This window comes from Cupriavidus sp. GW822-FHT02D05 (genome assembly GCF_058802485.1).
This window is the reverse complement of record NZ_JBXAOE010000049.1, coordinates 20,251-40,054: the sequence shown is the minus strand read 5'-3', so window position 1 is coordinate 40,054 and position 19,804 is coordinate 20,251. Positions and strand designations below refer to the sequence as shown.

Below are 19,804 nucleotides of genomic sequence, written 5' to 3'. Positions count from 1 at the left end.
GATGACTACGATGACTGTGGTCACAGCGCGGTCACAGTGCGATGTCGATGTCGTACCAGTCCACCGCGGCGTCGCCCAGCGCGCCAACCTGCTGCGTCTCGCCGGCCACGAAGGCGTCCAGCGGCCCCGCCGCGAGCATGGTCATGCTCTCGATACGGTAGCGCATCGAACGCACGCGCGCGAACGGCAGGAACAGGCCCAGCGTCAGTGCATTGGCGATCATGTTGGTGGCGAAGATAAACAACAGGCGGCCCGCCTTGACCTCGCTGCGAAACGCGTGCGGCGCCAGCGTGGTGTGATTCCATACCAGGTTCTGCAACCGCGCCATGAAGAAGGGGCCGATCGCCATCATCGCCACGAAAAAGCCAATGACAGCCATGATCGCCCCCACCACCGGCCCGCCCATGCCCGCCCCCACGCCAGCGCCAATCTCGGCGCCGATGCCCAGCATGCTGCCGACCACGCTCATCCCCACCACGACCGCCACCATCATGCCGAATGCGCGCAGGTAGACGCCATAGAAGCTGCCCGCGCTCGCGCTGATGCCGAAGGGCGCGGTGCCGAAGCGGGTGTTGTCATGCTGGTACTGCTTGAAGCGCTGGTGCGCCAGCGGCGCCAGCGCATAGAGGCTGAGCACCGTGAGCACGGGCCAGAGCAGGAACACCTTGTAGGCCTGGGCATCGCTCCCGGTGAAGGCGAAGCGCAGGCCGCGGTAGCTGGAGTTCGCCATGCGAAAACGCAGGGACCGTACCAGCAGCAGCGGAAACACCACCGCCACAGCCAGGCCCAGCGCCAATGCCAGGAACGGGGAAATGTGGCTGGCAAGCTGGAACACCATCGCCAGGCCAAACACAATGGCTCGGCCCTTGAGGATGGCCGAGGCACGGCCGTGGTAGTCGAAGCTCGCGCCGTCCAGCCGCGTGTTGCGGTAGAAGTACTGCATCGTGCGAACCTTGGCCCAGGCCGAATAAATGCCCAGCGTGACAATGGTCAGCAAGGTATTGACGATCCAGATGCGGAAAAACTCGGAGCCCGAGCCGATGAACTCGAACCGCAGAGGACGCACCGTGGCGGCCGGCTGCTCATATGCCGGCGCGTGGAACGCGTTGTTGTCTAGCTGCATCCTGTTTTCTCCCGTGAATTGTGCAAATTGGCGATGCGCCGGCTAACCGCGGTGCCCGCACGCCGCGCGACGATATCTCTTATCCCGGCATAGCGGCCAGCAATGTATCAGGAATGCAACCAAATCGATCGTATTCGCCCGGCATGGTAGGAAGTTCCCTACTCATCCAACAGGGCGAGGAAAAGCCTGGGCCAATGTGAGTTAGCCCACATTCACCCACCGATCCGGCTACATCTTTTGTCGCCGGCGCATGCTTTTGGCGCGTGCGGTACGCCGCTAGCCCTCCCCCCCGGCAGTCGGTGGGCACCATTGTGCACAGCCTATTTGCGCGGGGTTGTATCACCACTGCAACGATTCGCACGTTCGTGCGACGACTGCTCCACCACCCGAATACGTTCTCACGAATACCCTTTGGATTGTTCCCGGGCGACGCAGCAAAGTACACCTCGCCCCTCCCTTTCGCCACTTATGGTGATCTGAGAGAAGACAGAGCGTCGCTTTTTGCCATGCCTGCCGTGCTGCGGCGCACACAACGGCCCCGAAAGCAGTAACGACAGGGAAACACTTTGTTACAAGAAACGCAAAATGTAACAAGCTCGTAAATTGCATTCTTAAAAAAATCAGTAACTTACAAACCATGGCACGTTCGTCGCTCTTGTCTTCGTTACAAAGAGCAGAGCGACCGAAAAGATAGTCGATGTCAGCAAATACGGTACGCCAGGGATGCCAGCGACAAGGCGGTGCAAAACCACCAGCCGCGGCATCACGATAATCAAACTTGAACGGGGAGTGGAGCAGTGGCCGTGACAGGGCTTGCTTCGCGGGGGAGGTTGAGCGCCGGGCCAGCGCAGTTTTCAGAATCCATGGCCCACGCCGCACACGGCAGCAGAAACGCTGCCGGTGCGGCGATTTCTATCTGCTTTGCAGTTCTTTCAGGCGCGGGCTCGGTTCCAGCGGGACGGCGGAACCGGCCCGCCGCACTATCTCGCGGCTCCGGAAGGTCAGAGAGGCTGCGGCTGGGCGACGTGTTGGTCGAGCACTTGTGGTTTGGCCGCTCTGCATACGCGCAGCAAGCCTGCCGTAAGGGCCCACAATCCCACGCCAGCCACGACGTCCACGAGGTAATGCCCCCCCTCCGTCGGCGTCGACAGGATCATCGCCAGGTTCAACAGGCATGCGACCACGAACCCGGTGCGGGTCCAGCGCATCGTTTGCACAAAGATCAGCGCCATGGCGGTGTGATAGGACGGAATGGACACCAGCCCCTGTACGTGCGCGAGATCGAATACCTGCATCGCTCCGGCACGTAATACGTTGAAGTGTGAAACGCTGGCCATCTCGGCGGCGCTTGCTACGCCGAACGAGACGTAAGCCCCGGCGGCTGGCCAAGGGGCGGCAATCAGCAACAGCAGCGTGCACGAGAGAATCATGTTTGACATGAACTCACGCAAATGTTCGGCCCGCCCCGCCAGACCGGTCAGCATGGGAACCAGGAGCAGCTGAGCCAGGCCGCTGGCGTAAGCCAACTGCAGAAAGAGAGTCACTGCGGGCCGCGCCCTGACCCATTTGTAGACCTGCGGCCAGTCAAAACCCAACAGCTTATCCAACTCGGCCAGCCTGGCATCCACCAGAGGCGGGGCCAGCGTGATCATCAAATAAGACATCACGCTCATGATATTGGTGAAGGCCACCAGCAGAGCGCCACATTGCGCCACTAGCGCCAGCCGCCGATAGTGCAGCCCGCGCGATGTTGCTGTCACGCGCGGCATGCCCGCGATCAAGCTGAGAATCAGCGCAATGGCGGCAAGCATCGCCACGGCCCTGCAGATGGCAACGAAGCTGGCATGGGCCACGGAACGCCCGCTTACCGCGAGCCAGATCGAATCCAGAACCAGAAACCCGAGCACGATCATCCATCTGATCGCGTCACCGCGCGTGAAGACCCTGTCGCCAATTTTCATTTTGCAGCCCCTCCCCGGACTCATCCAGCTGCGCGCCCCGCTCGCTCGTCTCAGGCGAGGTACTGGATGCAAGATAGCTTAGTCGGGCTGCGTCCGGCATCGACTCTACGTGGGACTACCAAAGTACTAGGCGCCCAAGTATCGCTCCCTGACCGCCGGTTGCCTGGGGCAATTCCGCCGAGGCACCGTGCCTTTGCAGATCCGGGCCCGTTTTCACAAATGCAACCGATCCGCGTGATACCGGCGATTTATGTAAGGCATGCGCAACTCATCCATACAGATGAGTCCGGCCCGCGTTCTGGCTTGTGAAAAGTACGTCGCGCGCTATATCGTCCACCCTTCGGACTACGATCTTTGTCGTTAGTAAGAATCTCTCGTACTTTCGTTCTCATCGGTACGTGCCACTGCTAGTTCTTTCCAGCCCTCGCACCGAGTACCGCCGGAGATACGCATTTTCAGAAATGCAACCATTTGACCCGCTGATGCCGGGATAGCGCTACCGCAGGCCACGTGCCGGCAATGGGAGAGCACGCATCCGGGACGGAAGCACGAGCTTGGAAATGCGAAGCAGCCGTTCCATCCAACAAGCTCAAGGTGCTAGAACTTCGCATTTCACGGTCGGGGGCATACTGAAGCACAAGATTCGCAGGCCGATGCGCAGTAACACGGGAGAAACATTCTGTTACACACTTGCGTTGGCAAGCAACGCGCTCATTACCGGCCCTGTTAGTGAAATCAATGACTTAGCAGCGTTGGCACGTTCGTCGCATTTATGCTTCGCAGAACATCTGATCGGACTAAAGCCGCAAGCCAGACCACAACAACCGGCACCGCCTTGCAACCACCAAGTCCGACAACAAGGTTATAAAAAACCCCGCAAGCCCAGGCGGGATCAGGGGAGGGGCTCAGGCGCAGGGCCGCGCCAGATAACTACACGGCCCAGGCAGGACAGGCATGCGCAAACGTGCCTGCCCGATGATAGGCAGTTGCAGTCATTTCAGGCGCGGGTCGATCCGTCAATGGTCAGGATCGACCCGCGGCAGCTGCGCAAGGCGCGATGCACAGTCCGTGACGTGCCGGGTGCGGGTGCTCCGGCGGGCTTTGCCCGTTGGCAGGGTTCCTGAAGTCAGGTGGGGACGGGAGGTCCACCATGCGAGTCGGGTCCGGGGAGCTTGTCGGCATTATGCCGACGTTCAATTTTCACCCTCGTTCGTGACAAGCTGGCATTCGTGCTTAGCCAGGTGCGGTGATCGAGCCGGGCCCGATGTGGTCCGGCCCCCGAGCGCCACGCAGCTGGCAAACTGAAGACCCTCCATTCCCGAAGCCGCGATGCGCTGGATCAGGCATCGCCCTTCAAGAAGACCGCGAACTAGAACAAGTCCGGAACGGACACTAGCTCGCAACAAGAAGAAGAGATCGGGGGAGGGTTATATGACCGCGTACGTCAATCGTCCGCTGCTGTATCTGTCGCAGCATCACGACGCCATGCGTTGCAGGTTCCTGGCGCAACAAGGCTGGAAGCTGATCTTCGCGTCAAACCAGCGAGAGCTCGACGCACTCGCCCAGGACACGCAGCCCATCAGCGGGCTCCTCGATATACACAGTGGATTCAGTGACGCCGAACTCGAGTCGTTCGAGCCTTGGCTCGCTCAGCCGAACATGAGTTGGGTCGCCACTGTCACGAGCAAGGAAGCGCTCTCGGATTCAGCGCGCCGTTTGCTCGGGCTGCACTTCGTCGACTACTACAGAGATCCTTGCGATATGTCGGCGCTGGCCCATTCCCTGGGCCACGCGGTCGGCATGGTGCAGCTGCGCCTGGAGGCCTCGCATCCACCGATCCCGGCGAGCGGCCTCGACGGCATGATCGGCAATTGCGCTGCCATGCAAAGCCTGTTTCGCGGCGTAGAGAAAGTCTCCAGATGGGATACGCCGGTACTCATCGCCGGCGAATCGGGCACGGGCAAGGAGCTAGCCGCCCAGGCGATCCACCGCGCCTCCCGGCGCGCCGGGCAGCCTTTCGTGGCAGTCAACTGCGCGGCAATCCCCCCCACCCTGCTCATGTCGGAACTGTTCGGCTACGAGCGCGGCGCCTTCACCGGAGCCCTCAAGCGCAAGCCCGGGCGCATCGAGATGGCACACGGAGGCACCCTCTTCCTCGACGAGATCGGGGATATGCCGCTCGAAAGCCAGGCCAGCCTGCTGCGCTTTCTGGAAACCGGCCGCATAGAAAGGCTGGGCAGCACCGAGTCGATCACGGTCGATGCGCGCATTGTGTCTGCTACGCACGTCGATCTCGACGCGGCAGTTGCGGCAGAACGCTTCCGCGGCGACCTCTATCACCGCCTGTGCGTGCTGCGCGTGAAGCAGCCGCCGTTGCGCGAACGGGAAGGCGATATCACGCTGCTGGCCGAGCATATCCTGAACAATATCCGCTCGCATTCCCCGGATCATATCAAGGGCTTCTCGCCAGCGGCGCTGCGCGCCCTCAGTGCGCATGACTGGCCCGGAAACGTCCGCGAGCTGATCAACCGTATCCGGCATGCGGCAGCCATGTGCGAGAACGGCGTCATCACACCGTGCGACCTGGACCTGCAACCACCTCCCGAGACCCGCCCCCAGACACTGGCGGAAGTGCGCGAGGCGGCGGAGCTGAATGCCGTCAAGGAGGCCTTGCAGCGGCACCACGAGCGGCTTATCGACGTGGCCGCCGAACTAGGGATCTCGCGAGTCACACTGTTCCGGATGATGCGCGAGCACAGGCTTCAGGTGAGAAAGGGCGGGTTGGGCATGGTTTGCCTGCAAGGCTAGTCCAATGCCAGAAAGCGCGTTAGTACAGGAGCAAAGCCATGTCGCCCAATGCCTATCTTGAAATGGCGCAAACCGAAGCCGCTCACTGGTGGTTCCGCGGCCGCCGGGATATCGTCGCAGCCATGATCAAGCGCCTGCGCTTGCCGGCCGACGCGTCCATCCTCGAAGTGGGGGCCGGCACGGGCGGCAATCTCGCCATGCTTTCCCGCTTTGGCAAGGTGAGCGCCGTCGAAATGGATGCCACCGCGCGGCAAATCGCCGAACAGAAGACGGCGGGCCAATTCGATATCCGCGGCGGCAGGTGGCCCGACGATATCCCATTTTCCGCGCAGGGCTTCGACCTCATCTGCTTTCTGGACTGCCTTGAGCATATCGCCGAGGATACGGCCTCGCTTGTGAGCGCACGACGCATTCTGAAGCCAGGCGGCGCGGTGCTGATCACCGTGCCAGCCTATCAGTGGCTCTGGAGCCAGCACGACGAATTCCTGCACCACCAGCGGCGTTACAGCCGGCAGGCGTTGCGCGCAACCGTCAGCGCCGCGGGCCTGGAACTCGAGCGGATATCGCACTTCAACGCGCTGCTGTGCCCGTTTGCCATTGCCGCACGCCTCAAGGACCGGCTCAGCGGCAGCCTTGCCTCGACGGGCAGCGCGGTGCCCGCAGCACCGCTCAATGCCCTGCTGCACCGGATATTCTCCGCGGAACGGCATTGGCTCTCGATGTCACCTCTGCCCTTCGGCATCTCCCTGCTGGCTGTTGCCCGGCTGCCGTGAGCGCACGGATCGATCGCGCCGGTACAACCCGGCTTATGCGCTTCGCCTTGTCAGGTGTCGCAGCGACCCTGCTGCATGTGACAACGGCCTCGACACTCATCGCCTGGGGCTCGGCGTCACCCATGCTGGCCAACGGTGTTGCCTTCATCATGGCAACGGGCTGCTCCTACCTGCTCAATACACTGTGGAGCTTCTCGAGCCGGCTGCACCGCAAGAACCTCGCGCGCTTTCTTGTTGTATCCGCGCTCGCGCTGATCCTCACGGTGCTCATCTCCTGGGCCGTCCAGGCAACGGGGGGCAGCTACTGGATCGGTTTGCTGGTGATCGTCATGGTGGTGACGCCCTTCAGCTTCCTGATGCATAAGATCTGGACCTACCGATAAGCTGCCCCCAGCAACATGCATCACCGCTCCTGGGATACTCGCCGCACGCTGGCCAGGTTGACCACCCGCTTGCCGGCGGCAAGCTGCCCCGTCTGGCGCCGTTCCTGATAGCGACGGCGCACCAGGTAGATGGGCCGCCCCTTGGCTTCGTAGTAGATGCGGCCGACATACTCCCCTACCACACCGATGCCGATGAGCTGAACTCCGCCAAAGAACAGCAGCACCGAAAGCAAGGAGGCATAGCCGGGCACCTCCACGCCAAGCACAATCGTGCGCGCAATAATAAAGATGCCGTACCAGAAAGCGATGGAGGCGATCAGGAACCCCAGATACGTCCATACGCGCAACGGCAGCGTGCTGAAGCTGGTAATGCCCTCCAGGGCGAGATTCCACAGACGCCAGCCGGAAAACTTGGAATGCCCGGCGTTACGCGCCTCACGCTCGTAGGGCACAATCACGGTCCGATAGCCCACCCAGGCGAACAAGCCTTTCATGAATCTCCTGCGCTCCGGCAACTGCTTGAGCGCATTGACGACCACGCGGTCCATCAGCCGGAAATCGCCGACGTTCTCCGGCAGCTTCAGTTCCGACAGATAGTTATGCACCCGGTAGTAGGCCAGCGCCGCCGTGCGCTTGAGAAACGAATCGCACGAGCGGCTCGCGCGTTGTGCGAGGACGACCTCGGCCCCCTCCCGCCAGCGCGCAACCAGGACGGGAATCAGGCTTGGCGGATCCTGCAGGTCCGCATCGATCGGGATGACCGCATCGCCAAGCGCCTCATCGATCCCCGCGGTAAGCGCGGCTTCCTTGCCAAAATTCCGCGTCAGGTCGATCACCCGCACGCGAGCGTCCCGCCGCGAGATCTCAAGCAGCCTTTCCAGCGTGCCGTCGTTGCTGCCATCATTGACGCAGACGATCTCGAACGTGGCCGCCTCGATCGATTCGAGTACTGGCACAACAGATTTGAAGAACCCTGGAATAGCATCGCGCTCATTGAAAAATGGCACCACCAGAGAGATCTGCTTGCTATCGTATTGATCAATCATGACCCACCTCCCCCACCCGCGTTTCATTGTTGTGGCACGGCTCCGGGTTCTGAACTCGCTCCGTGCGGATTCGACGGACTACATGAAACAACGTTGCCAGGATCGCAAGCGGCATGAACTGGAATCCGATCGCCTGGACAACAAGCAACCCGAGCAGTGGCGTGAGCCAAAGGACGAGTAGCAACTCCTTCTCCCAGCGCATCCATCCGCGCTCAATGGCATAACCGGTAAGCCAGAGAATCACGAAACCGAGAAATGCGAGGTCGTAGTCGTAGAGATAAGGACTGAGCATCAGCGTGGCCGCCATCAAAGCGCTCGCCCGCAGCGGGAAACTGGCCGGCCTGCACCACGCATAGATCACGACGCCGGCGGCAAGGGCCGCCACCATGGCATGGATGCCATAGGAGAGCGCGAGATTGCCGCCCAGCAATCTCATCAAGGCAAACACTGTCGGCATCCGGACGAGCTTTGCCTCGCCGCCCTCCACCGCGAGGCGTGCCATATCCGCATTGGCGAGGAATGAGAAAAAGGTCTCCGTGCCGAACACCGAAGCGCTCAAAGCCAGCAGCGCGGCTGAAGAAGCCACCATGGCTGCCAGCGCCTTCCAGGCCCGGGCACAAACCAGTGCAAGCGGGAACAGCAACGCCAGGTGCGGCTTGATGGTCAGGATTCCCATCACCAGCCCGGCAGCAACCGGGTGACGCCGCACCATCGTCAGCGAGAGCGCGGCCAGACCGGCAGTGAGCAGGGCATTCTGCCCCGTCGCGCACACCACGGCGATACCGGGGAAAGCCATGCCTGGCAGCCATGCGCCGCGCCAGGAAACAATGCGGCTCCCCGCCCACAGGTAGAGCGCACCGGTCGTCCCGATAAAAGCCCCGTACGCTGCGCCGAATGAAAGCAGCGCCAACGGACAGACCAGCAGCAGGAAGCTAGGCGGATAAAGCCACGGAAGCGTGCCCCCGGCGGAGGCAAGGGCCGGCATCGCGGCGATCTCGACCAGCCGCAAGGTGGCATCATCGTAGGCACCCGTCGGGTTTCCGTTCAGGGCAAGCTGGGCAGCGCTCCAGAAGGCGACAAAGTCGCCACCGAACAGGCTCGCATCACCTTGCCTCGACAGACAGGCACGCCAGATCCAGATCGAGAAGAAGAGAACGTAGGCGACGAGCGCCACGGCTGAGTACAGGCGCACCCGCTCGGGGTTCAGCCAGTGCTCGTCCGGCACCTGGTCGCCATCGACTGCGGCAGCGGCAGCGGCAGCGGCTCTCATCATGCGCATGTCACGCTCCACGCCACCTGGATGCCCGCCCGCCGCAGGATTGCGCCGGCCACCAGGATCAGGATCACGGGACCGATCTGCGGGAGCTTCATGAAGGGATTGAGAAGTTCATACAAGGGCAAGAGCCACACGGCTACCAGCAATTGCTGCTCGCCGCGCAGCCATCCTCGCCTAAGGCAGTCGCTCACCATGCCGACGATGGCAAGCCCCATCCAGGTCAGCTCATAGCCATGAAGATATGGGGTCGTCAGCATGGTGGCCGTGGCGAGCATGGCGACGCGAAGCCCTGTGGGAGTCTGCCGCAACCAGACATAGAGCAGGCCACAGATCGAAAACAAGGCAACCAGGCCCTGGGCCAGATAAGCCTGGGCGATGCTGCCGCCGGACAGGCGCACCGCCGCAAACGCTGTTGGCGAAATGAGCCACCCCTGCGGGCTATGCTCGATCAGCTGCACCCGCGCCAGTTCGGCAGCGCCAAGAAAGGCCGGGATGGTCTCCCAGCCAAACGCCACCAGGCTGGCGCCAAGCAACGCTAGTGCGGTCAGGGCCGCGGCGGCGAGGGCCCTCCACGCCTGTGCCGCGATCAAGGCAATGGGAAACAAGAGGCCGAGCTGCGGCTTGATACAGAGCAGGCCAATACAAATGCCGGCGAGCACCGGGCGCCGCTGCAGCCAGCACATCGAGAGTGCCGCTAAGCTGGCTGTCAGCATGGAATTCTGCCCCAGCAAGAGGGTCAGCAAAACCCCAGGAAACGCGACGATCGGCAGCCAATTCCCAGACCTCCAGCTCGTTGCGGAACCAAGCAACCTTAGCAGGGACGTTACATAGAGATACGCCGTGCCGGCTGAGAAGAGGAAATAACTGACCGGGAACGGCAGCAGCGCCAATGGCAGCACAGCCAGCAGGAATGTCGGCGGATAGAGCCAGGGCATAAAGAAATCGCCGCCTGAGGCCTGCGAGCCGAACGCCGCCATTACCGGGGCCAGCGACTCAAACACATAGGCATCCTGCGCAGCCCCTTGCAGCGCTAGATAGGACGCGCTCCAGAATACGGAAAAATCCACCCCGGGACGCGCCGCACGGCCGCTCATGAAGCCGTTGCTGGCCCATCCCCAAGCGACGACAAATAGACCGAAGAACACCAGCACGACAATGCTGTAGAAGCGAACCCGGTCGAGGCCGAGCGCGCCGGACTGCGGGGATTCCTTGCCTTCGCGCGTTCTGGCCCTCACAATTCGCTCCTGTTCATGTCCTCGCAATGGCGCTTTTCTCGTGCGTTGAAAAAGGCGCTGCGCGATGCCGGTTTGCCTCTGGCTTTCGACGCACTATTTGCCGAGCATCTTTAGCTGCTTCCTGGCACGCACTCTCAGTTTCTCTTCGGGTGCCGTGGTTTTAGTCTTGTCTGAATCCCAAGATTAAACAAGCGCGCCCCCTGCCGGAAAACACCGCGTTTTGCGGCTTTCCAGGGCGATAAAGGCCCAACGTTTCAGCCTTGAATCGCAAGCGAATAGCTCCCAGAGCCAGGCCTGGCGCCGAGGACGTGCCAGATCTCCGTAAGACGGGCTGCCATTTGACGTTTCTCGCCGGAAACATGCCACTTGGCGCCAGCCTCGCCGCCGTCACCTCAACCATTCGGCGGATCTGCCGGGCCTCGCGTCCGCGTGCAGAGGCTGTGCACGCCCTTTGCAATGCCCATTTTCGGAAAGTCATCCTTCCTTCCTAGCGACTTAGGACTAGGCGGATCGGTCACGGCTCATCCATAGGCCGCCGTAACGCGTCGGGCGCCGCGCCGCACGTTTCCACGCAGCAACGACGATGCCGACGCAGACCCTGGCTGGCACGCTCTCTGCGCGCCCGCCCTCCCGGAGACCCTTTGAATTCAACGAATCGCGGTGGGGTGGCCCAGCTTTTGCCTATGGTCTGGCATACGGCCCCTGGACAGCTCCAGCTGGATGCCGAGGAAGCGGAGGCACGCATCAACGGCGCCGAAGCCCGACAACGAATCAGCTAAATGAACTTACGCCATGACTGCTGACCGCCAACACGCCGTGCCCGCTGTCCATCCGGAAGCCGCAAGGACTATCTGGAGGGACGGCACACCGAATCGCCTGCCAGGACTACCCTCGCAGGCGCTGGTGAAGGGCATGCTGGACGGGATCCGGATTGCCGCCACGCATAGCGCCGCCATCTCTCGGCTTTGTCGCGAACACAAGGGTGGTAAGTGGCCGTTCCACGCCTTCGCAATCTGCGGCCCTCCGCAACGAACAACCCTCGCCCGTAGTTGATTTTCATTGCATCAAGTTTTTTCCCGACACCGAAGGAGATTGCCATGAATACCCTGATCAACAACATCAAGCGCTTCGCCAACGATGAAGATGGCGTCACCGCCATTGAGTACGGCCTGATCGCAGCACTGATCGCCGTCGTGATCATTGGTGCGGTCACGATCGTCGGCACGCAGCTCGCGACCACCTTCAACAAGATTGGCACTTCGCTCACGTCGGCTAACGGCTAAAGCGACGCGGACGGGCTCTTCAGCCCGTCCGCACCCCGCCTTGGCCGAGGCGGAATCACGATGGCACACGGTGGAAAGGGGGGCTTCACGACACGAGCCATCCTGCCCAATCCAACGATCCACGACGACACGGCGGACACCATGCCAAAGCTAAGACAAATGCTCAGGGAACTACATCGTGATCAATCCGGGGTGACTTCCATCGAGTACGCGTTGCTGGGTCTCCTGATCGCCGTCGCCATACTCTTCTCGGTCACGTCGGTTGGCACCAGCGTGTTTGACCTTTACCAGAAGATCGCTTCCGCAGTCACCGCTTGAGCAGGAATGCCAGGTCCGAATAACGGGCCGGCACAGACAGAACAAAAAAAGTAGAGGGAACATCATGCTAGCCCAGTCCGCCTTACCGCAATGCGTCGGTCCATTGGTGATCGTGCTGGTCCTGACCGCAGCAGCCATCGATGCCCAGCAACGTCGCATTCCCAACTGGCTGACCTTCGGGGCGTGGCTGCTCGCGCTGCCTGTGCAGATCATCATGCACGGCTGGAGCGCCGGAGCTCTGACCTGGGCAAGTGGCTGGCTCACCGGGTTCGCCCTGTTCCTGCCCCTCTACCTTCTGCGCGGCATGGCAGCCGGCGATGTCAAATTGATGGCCGCGGTGGGTGCCTGGCTGGGCGCGCCGATGGCGTTCGAGATTGCGCTGGCTACCTTCGTGGCCGGTGGGGTGTGGGCGCTGTCACTGACGTTGTGGCGTGGCAGCCTTGGTCAGTTGCGCCACAACCTTGCCTTGATGCTGACGTCGTTCGGTCGGATCAGGCCTGCGCTCACCCAGGACAGCAGTGCCAGCAACGAATCGTCCTGGTCGGTCGGGTCGCTGCCCTACGGCGTGGCCATTGCCGCGGGCACGATCAGCGTGCTGTTCGCCTCCGTGTAACGACAGCCATTCGCCATGACTCACCTGAACAAGAAACTGAAATTGGACTTGTAAGGCCGTACCAGCCAATAGACGGGGGGAGCAATGATCGAACACAAAACATCGGGAACTGCGCAGCGGGCACCCACGCCAGGCATCGAAGCCGATAGCCCGGACGATGCCAGGCGCGAACAGATGCATCCGTGGCATCCCGCGCCGAGGACGGTCGCCGACACCGGCATCGACGTCACACTGCTGGTGGGACTATTGATGAAGGCGGCCTACCTGCATCGCAGCGCCATGCTCGCCCAGTTGGCCGACACCCTCAAGTTGCCCGCCATGGTGACCCACGAGATCGCCAGCATCGCGGTGCAAGAGCGCATGCTAGAGGTGGCGCGCCGCGGCACAAGCGACCTTGACGTACGCTTCCGCCTGACCGATGCGGGGTATGCCAGGGCCGCCGAACTGGTTGCGCGCAGCAGCTATGTCGGCGCAGCGCCGGTCACCCTCGACGCGTATCTCGCTGCCGTCCAGCGTCACTCCGTGCGCCAGGCATCGGTATCCAGGGACGATATGACTGCGGCCTTCGGCGACCTGGTCATCCCTTCTCACCTGCTCGACGAGGTGGGCATGGCAGTCAATACCGGCCGGGCGCTGATGCTGTATGGCCCCGCCGGCAGCGGCAAGACTTACCTGGCACAGCGCCTTGGCAAGCTCCTGCCAGGTGCCGTGCCGGTACCGCACGCGATTACCGTCGCCGGCGAGATCATCCAGGTCTTTGACCCGCTCGTGCATGTCCCTTTCGATACCGCCGACGCAGCGCTGCAGCAGCGCTCGACCGATCGCCGCTGGACCATCTGCCACCGCCCCGCCGTATTGTCGGGGGGCGAGTTGACGCTGTCCATGCTGGACCTGCGCTACGACGCCATGTCGGGCTTCTACCAGGCGCCACCGCATATGAAAGCCAACAATGGCATCTACATCGTCGATGACCTTGGGCGCCAACTGGTAGGCGTGAGCGAGTTGCTCAACCGCTGGATTGTGCCCCTGGACCGCGGCGTCGACATGTTCTCGCTGCAGACCGGCGTGCGATTCACGGTGCCGTTCGATGTGTGGCCGGTGTTCTCGACGAACCTGGATCCCCAGCAGCTGGGCGACGAGGCATTCCTGCGGCGGCTCGGCAGCAAGCTCTTCATCGGCCCCTTGTCGAGCGATGACTACCGCGAGGTGTACCTGCGCGCCACCAGCGACGTCGGACTGGAAAGTACCGAAGCGGCATTCGACTTCCTGTTGGAGGGACTGCACTTCCCCAGCAGGACACCGCTCCTGGCCTGCATTCCACGTGACCTGCTTGTGCTGGTGGCGTCCAGCGTGCTCTACCACCGCGGTCCGCCGCAGGTGACGCAGGACGCGCTGCGCGGCGCCTGGAAGTGCTATTTCGGTGCGCAGGCAGTACCCGAATCCACGCGTCCCTGCGGCATGGGGATCGCATGGCAGGCCGCGCCTCAGGCCGCCAGCTGAGTGCAGGCATGCTGTCTAACGAACAACGGTAAGGGGAGTCATCATGAAAAACGCTCGAGCAATTCTGATGCTGTTCATCGCCCTGGTCGCGGGGGTCGCGGCGGTCGTCTCCGCCTCGCGATGGCTGGTGCAACAATCTTCCAGCTCTCTCAAACAGGTCGTAGTGGCAACCGGCGACCTGAATCTCGGACAACCGCTCACCAATGCGCAACTTAGCCTGGTGAGCTGGCCAGCTGGAAGCGTGCCGCCTGGCGCGTTTGAGGACCTCAAATCCCTCGAGGGGCGCGTGGTTCGCACCAGTGTCCAACGCGGAGAGCCGATTCTCGACGCCAAGCTCGCTCCGCTGGGCACCAAAGGTGGACTCTCTGCCGTGATTGGCCAGGGCAGGCGCGCCATCACCGTACGCGTCAATGATGTGGTCGGGGTGGCGGGCTTTGCCCTGCCAGGCAATCACGTCGACGTGATTGTCAACACGAACGAGACCGAGGCCAAGGGCGCGGGCAATGGCAGCATCTCCAAGATCGTGCTGGAAAAAATCCTGGTGCTGGCGGTAGCCCAGCAAGTCAGCCGCGACGACACCCAGCCGAAAGTCGTCAATGCCGTGACGCTCGAAGTCACGCCCGAGCAGGCAGAGAAGCTCGACGTCGCCCGCAGTGTGGGCACCCTGTCGCTCGTCCTGCGCAACCAGGTCGACGTCGCCGCGGTCAGCACCGGTGGCGCCACCAAGATCACATTGCTCGGCACGCCGCCGACGGAACAGCCCGTCAAGGTGGTCACGGTCAATGCGCCGCACGCGCCGGCAAGACCGCGCCCGCTCGTAGCGACACCGGCCAGGCCAGGCCATTGCATCGGTGTGCTGGCCGGCATCCAGGGCAGTGTTGAATGTTTCTGATGGCCAGGGCGGCCGCCCAGCCAGATTCTATTTGGCAACTCTAGGCGCGATGTACAGCCTCTCCGGGGGGAGACACGAAATGAACAACGTCAATACGGAAGTCCTGAGTGGTGCCCGAGCCATTGCGCTCGCGAGCGTCGCGGGTGCAATCTTGTGCGTACCGTTGGGTGCAGCTGCCCAGGTGGCGCTCGAAGCCGGCGCCATCGCCAAATCTACCACCGCGGCGCCTGCCAAGGCGGCCATGGGCGCGCCTGCCGGCGGCCCGGTGCAGATGACCATCAGCATGGCGCCCGCGCCGGCTGCCGCCGTGCCCGCGGACAGCCGTGGGCCGAACTGCACCGGCGCGATCCGCAACGAGAGCAATATCATCGTGCCGGTCGGCAAGTCATCGCTGATCCCCCTGCCAGAGCCGGTACGCAACCGCACGCTCGGCAACCCCAATGTAGTCCAGGCCACCATGGTGTCGCCGCAAACCCTTTACGTGCTTGGCCGCAGCGTCGGCACCACGAACATGATCGTGCAAGGACGCAGTGGCGGTTGCAGCATCATCAACGTGGTGGTCAATGCAGACGCCGGCGGCCTCCAGACCTCGCTGGCGCAACTGATGCCCGGCGAATCGCAGATCCGCGTGCTGACAGCCGCTGACAACCTGGTGCTCTCAGGCAGCGTTTCGAACGCGCAGGCCGCGCAACAGGCCATGGAGATCGCCTATGCGTACGCCGCGGCGGCGCAGGGCGAGGGCAACAAGAAAGGCGGCGTCCTCAACATGCTGTCTGTTGACACGCCACAGCAGGTCATGCTCGAGGTCAAGGTGGCCGAAGTGTCGAAGACGTTGCTGAATCAACTCGGTTCGGCGGTCAACCTCCAGGGCGGCTTCGGCTCCTGGAGCGGTGGCCTGGTGACCTCGCTGCTGAGCGGCGCGTCCGGGGCCATCTTCGCCAACAAGGCGAACAACCGGCCCTTCAACGTGGCCGTCGATGCGCAGAAGAATGACAGTCTGGTGAAGATCCTGGCCGAGCCGAACCTGGTCACCATCAGCGGCCAGGAAGCAAGCTTCCTCGCTGGCGGCAAGATCTATATCCCGGTGGCGCAAAGCAATGCCCTCGGTGGTGCATCCACCATCACCCTGCAACAGGAGGAGTTTGGCGTTGGCCTGAAGTTCACGCCGACCGTACTGGCAAATGGGCACATCAATCTCAGGGTGGCGCCCGAGGTCTCCGAGCTCTCGCCCACCGGCGCCACGGTCAGCGGCAGCAGCCTGACGGGACAGACCATCCTGCCTTTGATCACCACCCGCCGCGCTTCCACCACCGTGCAGATGCGGGACGGAGAGAGCTTTGCCATTGGCGGCCTGCTGCAAAACAGCGCACGCGGCTCGCTAAAGGCATTGCCGGGCGCCGGCGAAGTTCCCGTGCTGGGCACGCTGTTTCGCAGCACGTCTTTCCAGCAGGACCTGACCGAACTGGTGTTCATCATCACCCCGCACCTGGTCCAACCCATGCAAAGCGCATCTTATCCGCTGCCAACCGACAGCTTCTCGACACCGAACCCGCTCGCGCTCTACCTGATGGGCAATATGGAAGGCTCCGGCAAGAAGACTGATGCACCGAGCCCGACGCCCTCGCTGCCTGCCCCGGCAGCTCCCGCGCCGGCAGCGGTCCCGGCAGCGCCCGCTCCGCAGGCACCAAAGGCTCCGCTGAGCATGGTTCCGGCAGCCAAGCCGCTGGATGACGTGCCCGTCATCTCCCCGCCCGCGCCCCGGGCGAGCACTGCGGGCGTTCCGCCGGCGGACGCTGCCGCCACGCGCATCGCGCGCATCGAAGCCACCGCGGCACGGCTGGCGCAGGCGCGCGCCGCTACCACTGCCAGCCCCAGCGGCCTGGCGCCGGACAGAGCCCGCCCGGCCGAAACACCGAGCGCCAACTGAGCTGCCGAAGCGTCCGTCCACGAGGAGAACCACCATGAAAGAGAACCTGAAGTACGCGCGCCGCGCCGCCGTCACGCTGGCAGTGCTTGGCAATCTGACCCTGTCCGCCTGCATGACTTCGACGCCAAACTGGGACAAGCATTTTGGCGAGGCCGTTACCACCGTGACGCGCTCCCAGATCATCAATCCCGATGCGCCCGCTGGACTGCCGTCGCTGACGGGCACCGATGGCAAGACCGCCGTGGCCGCAATGACCAACTACGAGCGGTCGCTGATACGCCTGCGCCCCGCCGGCACCGGCGCTGCAGGTGGCATGGATTTCGGTGCGGGGGGCTTCGGCGGCATCGGCATGGCGGGCGGTGCGGGAACGCGCTGAAATCGGTTTGCTCGGGGAGACTCATCATGTCCAAATCAACGCTTCGCAGGACCGCGCTGTCGAGCCATCGCGCCCGGCAGCGCGGGGCGGTAGCGATCATCGTTGCGATCGCGCTGGTCATGCTGGTAGGCTTCCTCGGCCTGGCGCTCGACCTGGGCAAACTCTACGTCGCCAAGAGCGAACTGCAGAACGGCGCGGATGCCTGTGCGCTGGCTGCAGCGCGCGACCTGACGGGAGCGACACCGCTCACCGTCTCGGAAGCGGCGGGAATTACCGCCGGCCTTCGTAACATGGCATTGTTCCAGAGCGAGTCGGTACAGCTTGTCGCTAACCAAAGCGTGACATACAGCGACGCATTGGCCGACCCCTTCCTGGACAAGAACAGCGTCAGCTACCCGCTCGCCAGCATCAAGTACGTCAAATGCTCTGTCAGCCGCGCCGGCATTGCCAATTGGTTCGCCCAGGTGCTCAACTTCCTGCCGGGCGTGAGTATCGGGCCCACAACCGTCGCCTCGTTCGCGGTGGCAACCACCGGCTCTGCTCAGACGACCTGCGCCATCCCCGTCTTTGTCTGCAAACCCAGCACCATCAGCCCGCCACAGTCCCCCTACACCACCGGGCAGTGGCTGGTGACCAAGCTCGACTCCAGCAACAAGGGCACCTACGGAGGTGGCAACTTTGGCTGGGCGGACCTGGGCGGAGGCAACAGTGCCAGCCAGATTGCGAAGCAACTTGACGGCGCGGGACAGTGCAACCTGCCTGCCCAAGGGACATTGATTGGATCTGCCGGCAACAAGGCATCACTGGCGGATGACTGGAACAGCCGCTTCGGCATCGTCAAAGGCTCGAAAGTGCTAGGCGTGACCGACTTTACGGGATTCACATACAACGACACCACCTGGACGGCAAAGAGCAGCGCTTACGACGGCAGCTCCGTGGATACATCGGGCAAGACCCAGCCGAACTTCCTTGCCGCGCGCAAGGCCTATCGTGCCTATCAGGGCGACTCCGTTACCGGGCTGAGCACACAGGGCAATGCCGCCCCCGCAGCTTCGTACCAGAGCGGCGCGGATCGTCGCCTCGTGCTCGCACCGATTGTGGACTGCTCCGGTTTCGCCAACCCCGGCAACCATAGCGCACCGGTAATAAGCTGGGCCTGCCTGCTGATGATCGAGCCCATGCAAACCGGCGGAAACATCGATTCCGTGCGGCTCGAGTACCGGGGCGACTCAAGCGCGCCAGGCAGCCCCTGCGCGACGCAAGGCATCCCTGGCGCAGGTACTGGCGTAGGGCCGCTAGTGCCGGTTCTCGTGCAATAGGAGGAGATCATGAAGACAAGAAAAATGCTCCTGGCGCACCATCGCGGCGTGGCGGCCGTCGAGTTCGGCATTCTCCTGGTCCCCATGCTGCTGATGGTCTGTGGCGTGGCGGAATTCGGGCGCGCCATCTACCAGTTCGACACCCTGACCAAAGGCACGCGCTCCGCGGCCCGCTACCTGTCGCAGTTCTCTCCGCTGGATATCAGCTATCCAACGGGGTCGGCGAAATGCCTGGCCGTCTACGGCAATACGAGCTGCTCGGGCTCAGCGCTCGCGACCGGCCTTACTACATCGATGGTAGTGATCTGCGATAGGGTCGACGCATCAGGCTGCCCCGGCATGTCATTCGCCAACGTGAGCACCTACGACAACAGTACGGGCACTGGCACGCCGGCCGGCACGATCAACCTCGTCACGGTAAAGATCACCGGATATACGTACTCGCCCATCCAGACCTTCATCAATGCAAGCGGATTGACCTTTACCGACATCGCTACCGTCATGAGGCAGGTGCTATGAAAACGCGAACCCTCTTCCGGCCTACGCGGCAGCGCGGCGCGACTGCTGTCGAGTTCGCCTTGATAGCCGGCATCTTCTTCCCCCTGCTGATTGGCATCGTGGAGTTCTCCCGCGTGCTGTTCTACTGGAACACCGCAGCCGAGGCCACACGGCTTGGCGCGCGCATGGCCATCGTCTGCGACGCCGACGACGCGATCATCAAGACCAAGATGCGCTCACTGTTGCCACTGCTCAGCGCCTCCAACATCCAGCTCAACTATCTGCCAACGGGATGCGACTCCGATGCGGTCACCGCGCGGGGCACCTGCCAGAGCGCAACCGTCAGCATATCCAACGTCTCGGTACGCACGTTCATCCCCTTGCTTCCGATCACGCTGACCATGCCACCCTTCACATCCACGCTGTCCCGAGAGAGCATGAACTCGTCAAGCGGTGGATCGGTTTGCAGCTAG

18 protein-coding genes are annotated in these 19,804 nt (G+C 62.7%); 13 read left to right on the top strand and 5 right to left on the bottom strand.

The window, feature by feature from the left end; all coding sequences use genetic code 11:
* Positions 1–31: 31 nt before the first annotated feature.
* Both AC1RQK_RS38130 and AC1RQK_RS38125 read right to left on the bottom strand, forming a co-directional pair.
* Entirely contained in the window at positions 32–1,123 is a 1,092-nt protein-coding gene (locus tag AC1RQK_RS38130) for a YjgN family protein (protein ID WP_492814639.1), read from the bottom strand.
* Between the two features lie 1,001 nt (positions 1,124–2,124).
* A complete protein-coding gene (locus AC1RQK_RS38125; RefSeq protein ID WP_150988522.1) occupies positions 2,125–3,084 on the bottom strand; it encodes a phosphatase PAP2 family protein in 960 nt (319 codons plus the stop codon).
* 1,431 nt (positions 3,085–4,515) lie between these two features.
* On the opposite strand from AC1RQK_RS38125, the gene AC1RQK_RS38120 reads away from it, so the two are divergent.
* From AC1RQK_RS38120 to AC1RQK_RS38110, 3 genes are read left to right on the top strand one after another with little or no spacing between them, the layout of a single operon-like run.
* Positions 4,516–5,892: a sigma-54 dependent transcriptional regulator gene (locus AC1RQK_RS38120; protein WP_150988519.1), complete on the top strand. Its 1,377-nt coding sequence runs from the start codon at positions 4,516–4,518 to the stop codon at positions 5,890–5,892.
* A 38-nt stretch (positions 5,893–5,930) separates the two neighbouring features.
* Positions 5,931–6,665, top strand: a complete 735-nt coding sequence (locus tag AC1RQK_RS38115; RefSeq protein ID WP_150988516.1) for a class I SAM-dependent methyltransferase — start codon at positions 5,931–5,933, stop codon at positions 6,663–6,665.
* A gap of 47 nt (positions 6,666–6,712) precedes the next feature.
* Positions 6,713–7,048: a GtrA family protein gene (locus AC1RQK_RS38110; protein WP_492375047.1), complete on the top strand. Its 336-nt coding sequence runs from the start codon at positions 6,713–6,715 to the stop codon at positions 7,046–7,048.
* A gap of 20 nt (positions 7,049–7,068) precedes the next feature.
* On the opposite strand, the gene AC1RQK_RS38105 is transcribed toward AC1RQK_RS38110, so the two are convergent.
* Genes AC1RQK_RS38105 through AC1RQK_RS38095 form a run of 3 tightly spaced genes read right to left on the bottom strand, consistent with a single transcriptional unit; the run spans position 7,069 to position 10,632 of the window.
* Positions 7,069–8,094, bottom strand: a complete 1,026-nt coding sequence (locus AC1RQK_RS38105; protein ID WP_150988510.1) for a glycosyltransferase family 2 protein — start codon at positions 8,092–8,094, stop codon at positions 7,069–7,071.
* Positions 8,087–9,373, bottom strand: a complete 1,287-nt coding sequence (locus AC1RQK_RS38100) for a glycosyltransferase family 87 protein (RefSeq protein WP_492814636.1) — start codon at positions 9,371–9,373, stop codon at positions 8,087–8,089. Before AC1RQK_RS38100 ends, AC1RQK_RS38105 begins: the two co-directional genes overlap by 8 nt.
* Positions 9,364–10,632, bottom strand: a complete 1,269-nt coding sequence (locus AC1RQK_RS38095; RefSeq protein WP_492814634.1) for a glycosyltransferase family 87 protein — start codon at positions 10,630–10,632, stop codon at positions 9,364–9,366. The genes AC1RQK_RS38100 and AC1RQK_RS38095 overlap by 10 nt, the downstream gene beginning before the upstream one ends.
* Before the next feature lie 1,070 nt (positions 10,633–11,702).
* Between AC1RQK_RS38095 and AC1RQK_RS38090 the strand changes: the two genes are divergently transcribed.
* The 10 genes from AC1RQK_RS38090 (at position 11,703) to AC1RQK_RS38045 (ending at position 19,804) form a co-directional block, all read left to right on the top strand.
* Positions 11,703–11,888, top strand: coding sequence for a Flp family type IVb pilin (locus tag AC1RQK_RS38090; protein ID WP_043344388.1), 186 nt, complete (start codon positions 11,703–11,705; stop codon positions 11,886–11,888).
* A gap of 60 nt (positions 11,889–11,948) precedes the next feature.
* Positions 11,949–12,206, top strand: a complete 258-nt coding sequence (locus AC1RQK_RS38085) for a Flp family type IVb pilin (RefSeq protein WP_338404696.1) — start codon at positions 11,949–11,951, stop codon at positions 12,204–12,206.
* A 64-nt stretch (positions 12,207–12,270) separates the two neighbouring features.
* Positions 12,271–12,819 carry an A24 family peptidase gene (locus AC1RQK_RS38080; RefSeq protein WP_492814631.1) on the top strand — a complete coding sequence of 183 codons (549 nt, stop codon included), beginning with the start codon at positions 12,271–12,273 and terminating at the stop codon, positions 12,817–12,819.
* Positions 12,820–12,993: 174 nt separating this feature from the next.
* A complete protein-coding gene (locus AC1RQK_RS38075; protein WP_150988571.1) occupies positions 12,994–14,319 on the top strand; it encodes a DUF8689 domain-containing protein in 1,326 nt (441 codons plus the stop codon).
* A gap of 43 nt (positions 14,320–14,362) precedes the next feature.
* Positions 14,363–15,211, top strand: a complete 849-nt coding sequence (gene cpaB, locus AC1RQK_RS38070) for a Flp pilus assembly protein CpaB (protein WP_492375044.1) — start codon at positions 14,363–14,365, stop codon at positions 15,209–15,211.
* Positions 15,212–15,290: 79 nt separating this feature from the next.
* Entirely contained in the window at positions 15,291–17,138 is a 1,848-nt protein-coding gene (locus tag AC1RQK_RS38065) for a type II and III secretion system protein family protein (RefSeq protein ID WP_492814629.1), read from the top strand.
* A gap of 34 nt (positions 17,139–17,172) precedes the next feature.
* A complete protein-coding gene (locus AC1RQK_RS38060) occupies positions 17,173–17,514 on the top strand; it encodes a hypothetical protein (RefSeq protein ID WP_492375042.1) in 342 nt (113 codons plus the stop codon).
* A 26-nt stretch (positions 17,515–17,540) separates the two neighbouring features.
* On the top strand, positions 17,541–18,833 hold the full coding sequence (locus AC1RQK_RS38055; protein WP_492375041.1) for a pilus assembly protein TadG-related protein: 1,293 nt from the start codon (positions 17,541–17,543) through the stop codon (positions 18,831–18,833).
* Between the two features lie 9 nt (positions 18,834–18,842).
* A complete protein-coding gene (locus tag AC1RQK_RS38050) occupies positions 18,843–19,352 on the top strand; it encodes a TadE/TadG family type IV pilus assembly protein (protein WP_492375040.1) in 510 nt (169 codons plus the stop codon).
* A complete protein-coding gene (locus tag AC1RQK_RS38045; RefSeq protein WP_492375039.1) occupies positions 19,349–19,804 on the top strand; it encodes a TadE family protein in 456 nt (151 codons plus the stop codon). Before AC1RQK_RS38050 ends, AC1RQK_RS38045 begins: the two co-directional genes overlap by 4 nt.

What these genes read in the sequence shown, in the direction of transcription:
- AC1RQK_RS38130 (WP_492814639.1), bottom strand. Translation starts at nt 1,123, where the DNA reads ATGCAGCTAGACAACAACGCGTTCCACGCGCCGGCATATGAGCAGCCG.
- AC1RQK_RS38125 (WP_150988522.1), bottom strand. Translation starts at nt 3,084, where the DNA reads ATGAAAATTGGCGACAGGGTCTTCACGCGCGGTGACGCGATCAGATGG.
- AC1RQK_RS38120 (WP_150988519.1), top strand. Translation starts at nt 4,516, where the DNA reads ATGACCGCGTACGTCAATCGTCCGCTGCTGTATCTGTCGCAGCATCAC.
- AC1RQK_RS38115 (WP_150988516.1), top strand. Translation starts at nt 5,931, where the DNA reads ATGTCGCCCAATGCCTATCTTGAAATGGCGCAAACCGAAGCCGCTCAC.
- AC1RQK_RS38105 (WP_150988510.1), bottom strand. Translation starts at nt 8,094, where the DNA reads ATGATTGATCAATACGATAGCAAGCAGATCTCTCTGGTGGTGCCATTT.
- AC1RQK_RS38100 (WP_492814636.1), bottom strand. Translation starts at nt 9,373, where the DNA reads ATGCGCATGATGAGAGCCGCTGCCGCTGCCGCTGCCGCAGTCGATGGC.
- AC1RQK_RS38090 (WP_043344388.1), top strand. Translation starts at nt 11,703, where the DNA reads ATGAATACCCTGATCAACAACATCAAGCGCTTCGCCAACGATGAAGAT.
- AC1RQK_RS38085 (WP_338404696.1), top strand. Translation starts at nt 11,949, where the DNA reads ATGGCACACGGTGGAAAGGGGGGCTTCACGACACGAGCCATCCTGCCC.
- AC1RQK_RS38080 (WP_492814631.1), top strand. Translation starts at nt 12,271, where the DNA reads ATGCTAGCCCAGTCCGCCTTACCGCAATGCGTCGGTCCATTGGTGATC.
- AC1RQK_RS38075 (WP_150988571.1), top strand. Translation starts at nt 12,994, where the DNA reads ATGCATCCGTGGCATCCCGCGCCGAGGACGGTCGCCGACACCGGCATC.
- cpaB (WP_492375044.1), top strand. Translation starts at nt 14,363, where the DNA reads ATGAAAAACGCTCGAGCAATTCTGATGCTGTTCATCGCCCTGGTCGCG.
- AC1RQK_RS38065 (WP_492814629.1), top strand. Translation starts at nt 15,291, where the DNA reads ATGAACAACGTCAATACGGAAGTCCTGAGTGGTGCCCGAGCCATTGCG.
- AC1RQK_RS38060 (WP_492375042.1), top strand. Translation starts at nt 17,173, where the DNA reads ATGAAAGAGAACCTGAAGTACGCGCGCCGCGCCGCCGTCACGCTGGCA.
- AC1RQK_RS38055 (WP_492375041.1), top strand. Translation starts at nt 17,541, where the DNA reads ATGTCCAAATCAACGCTTCGCAGGACCGCGCTGTCGAGCCATCGCGCC.
- AC1RQK_RS38050 (WP_492375040.1), top strand. Translation starts at nt 18,843, where the DNA reads ATGAAGACAAGAAAAATGCTCCTGGCGCACCATCGCGGCGTGGCGGCC.
- AC1RQK_RS38045 (WP_492375039.1), top strand. Translation starts at nt 19,349, where the DNA reads ATGAAAACGCGAACCCTCTTCCGGCCTACGCGGCAGCGCGGCGCGACT.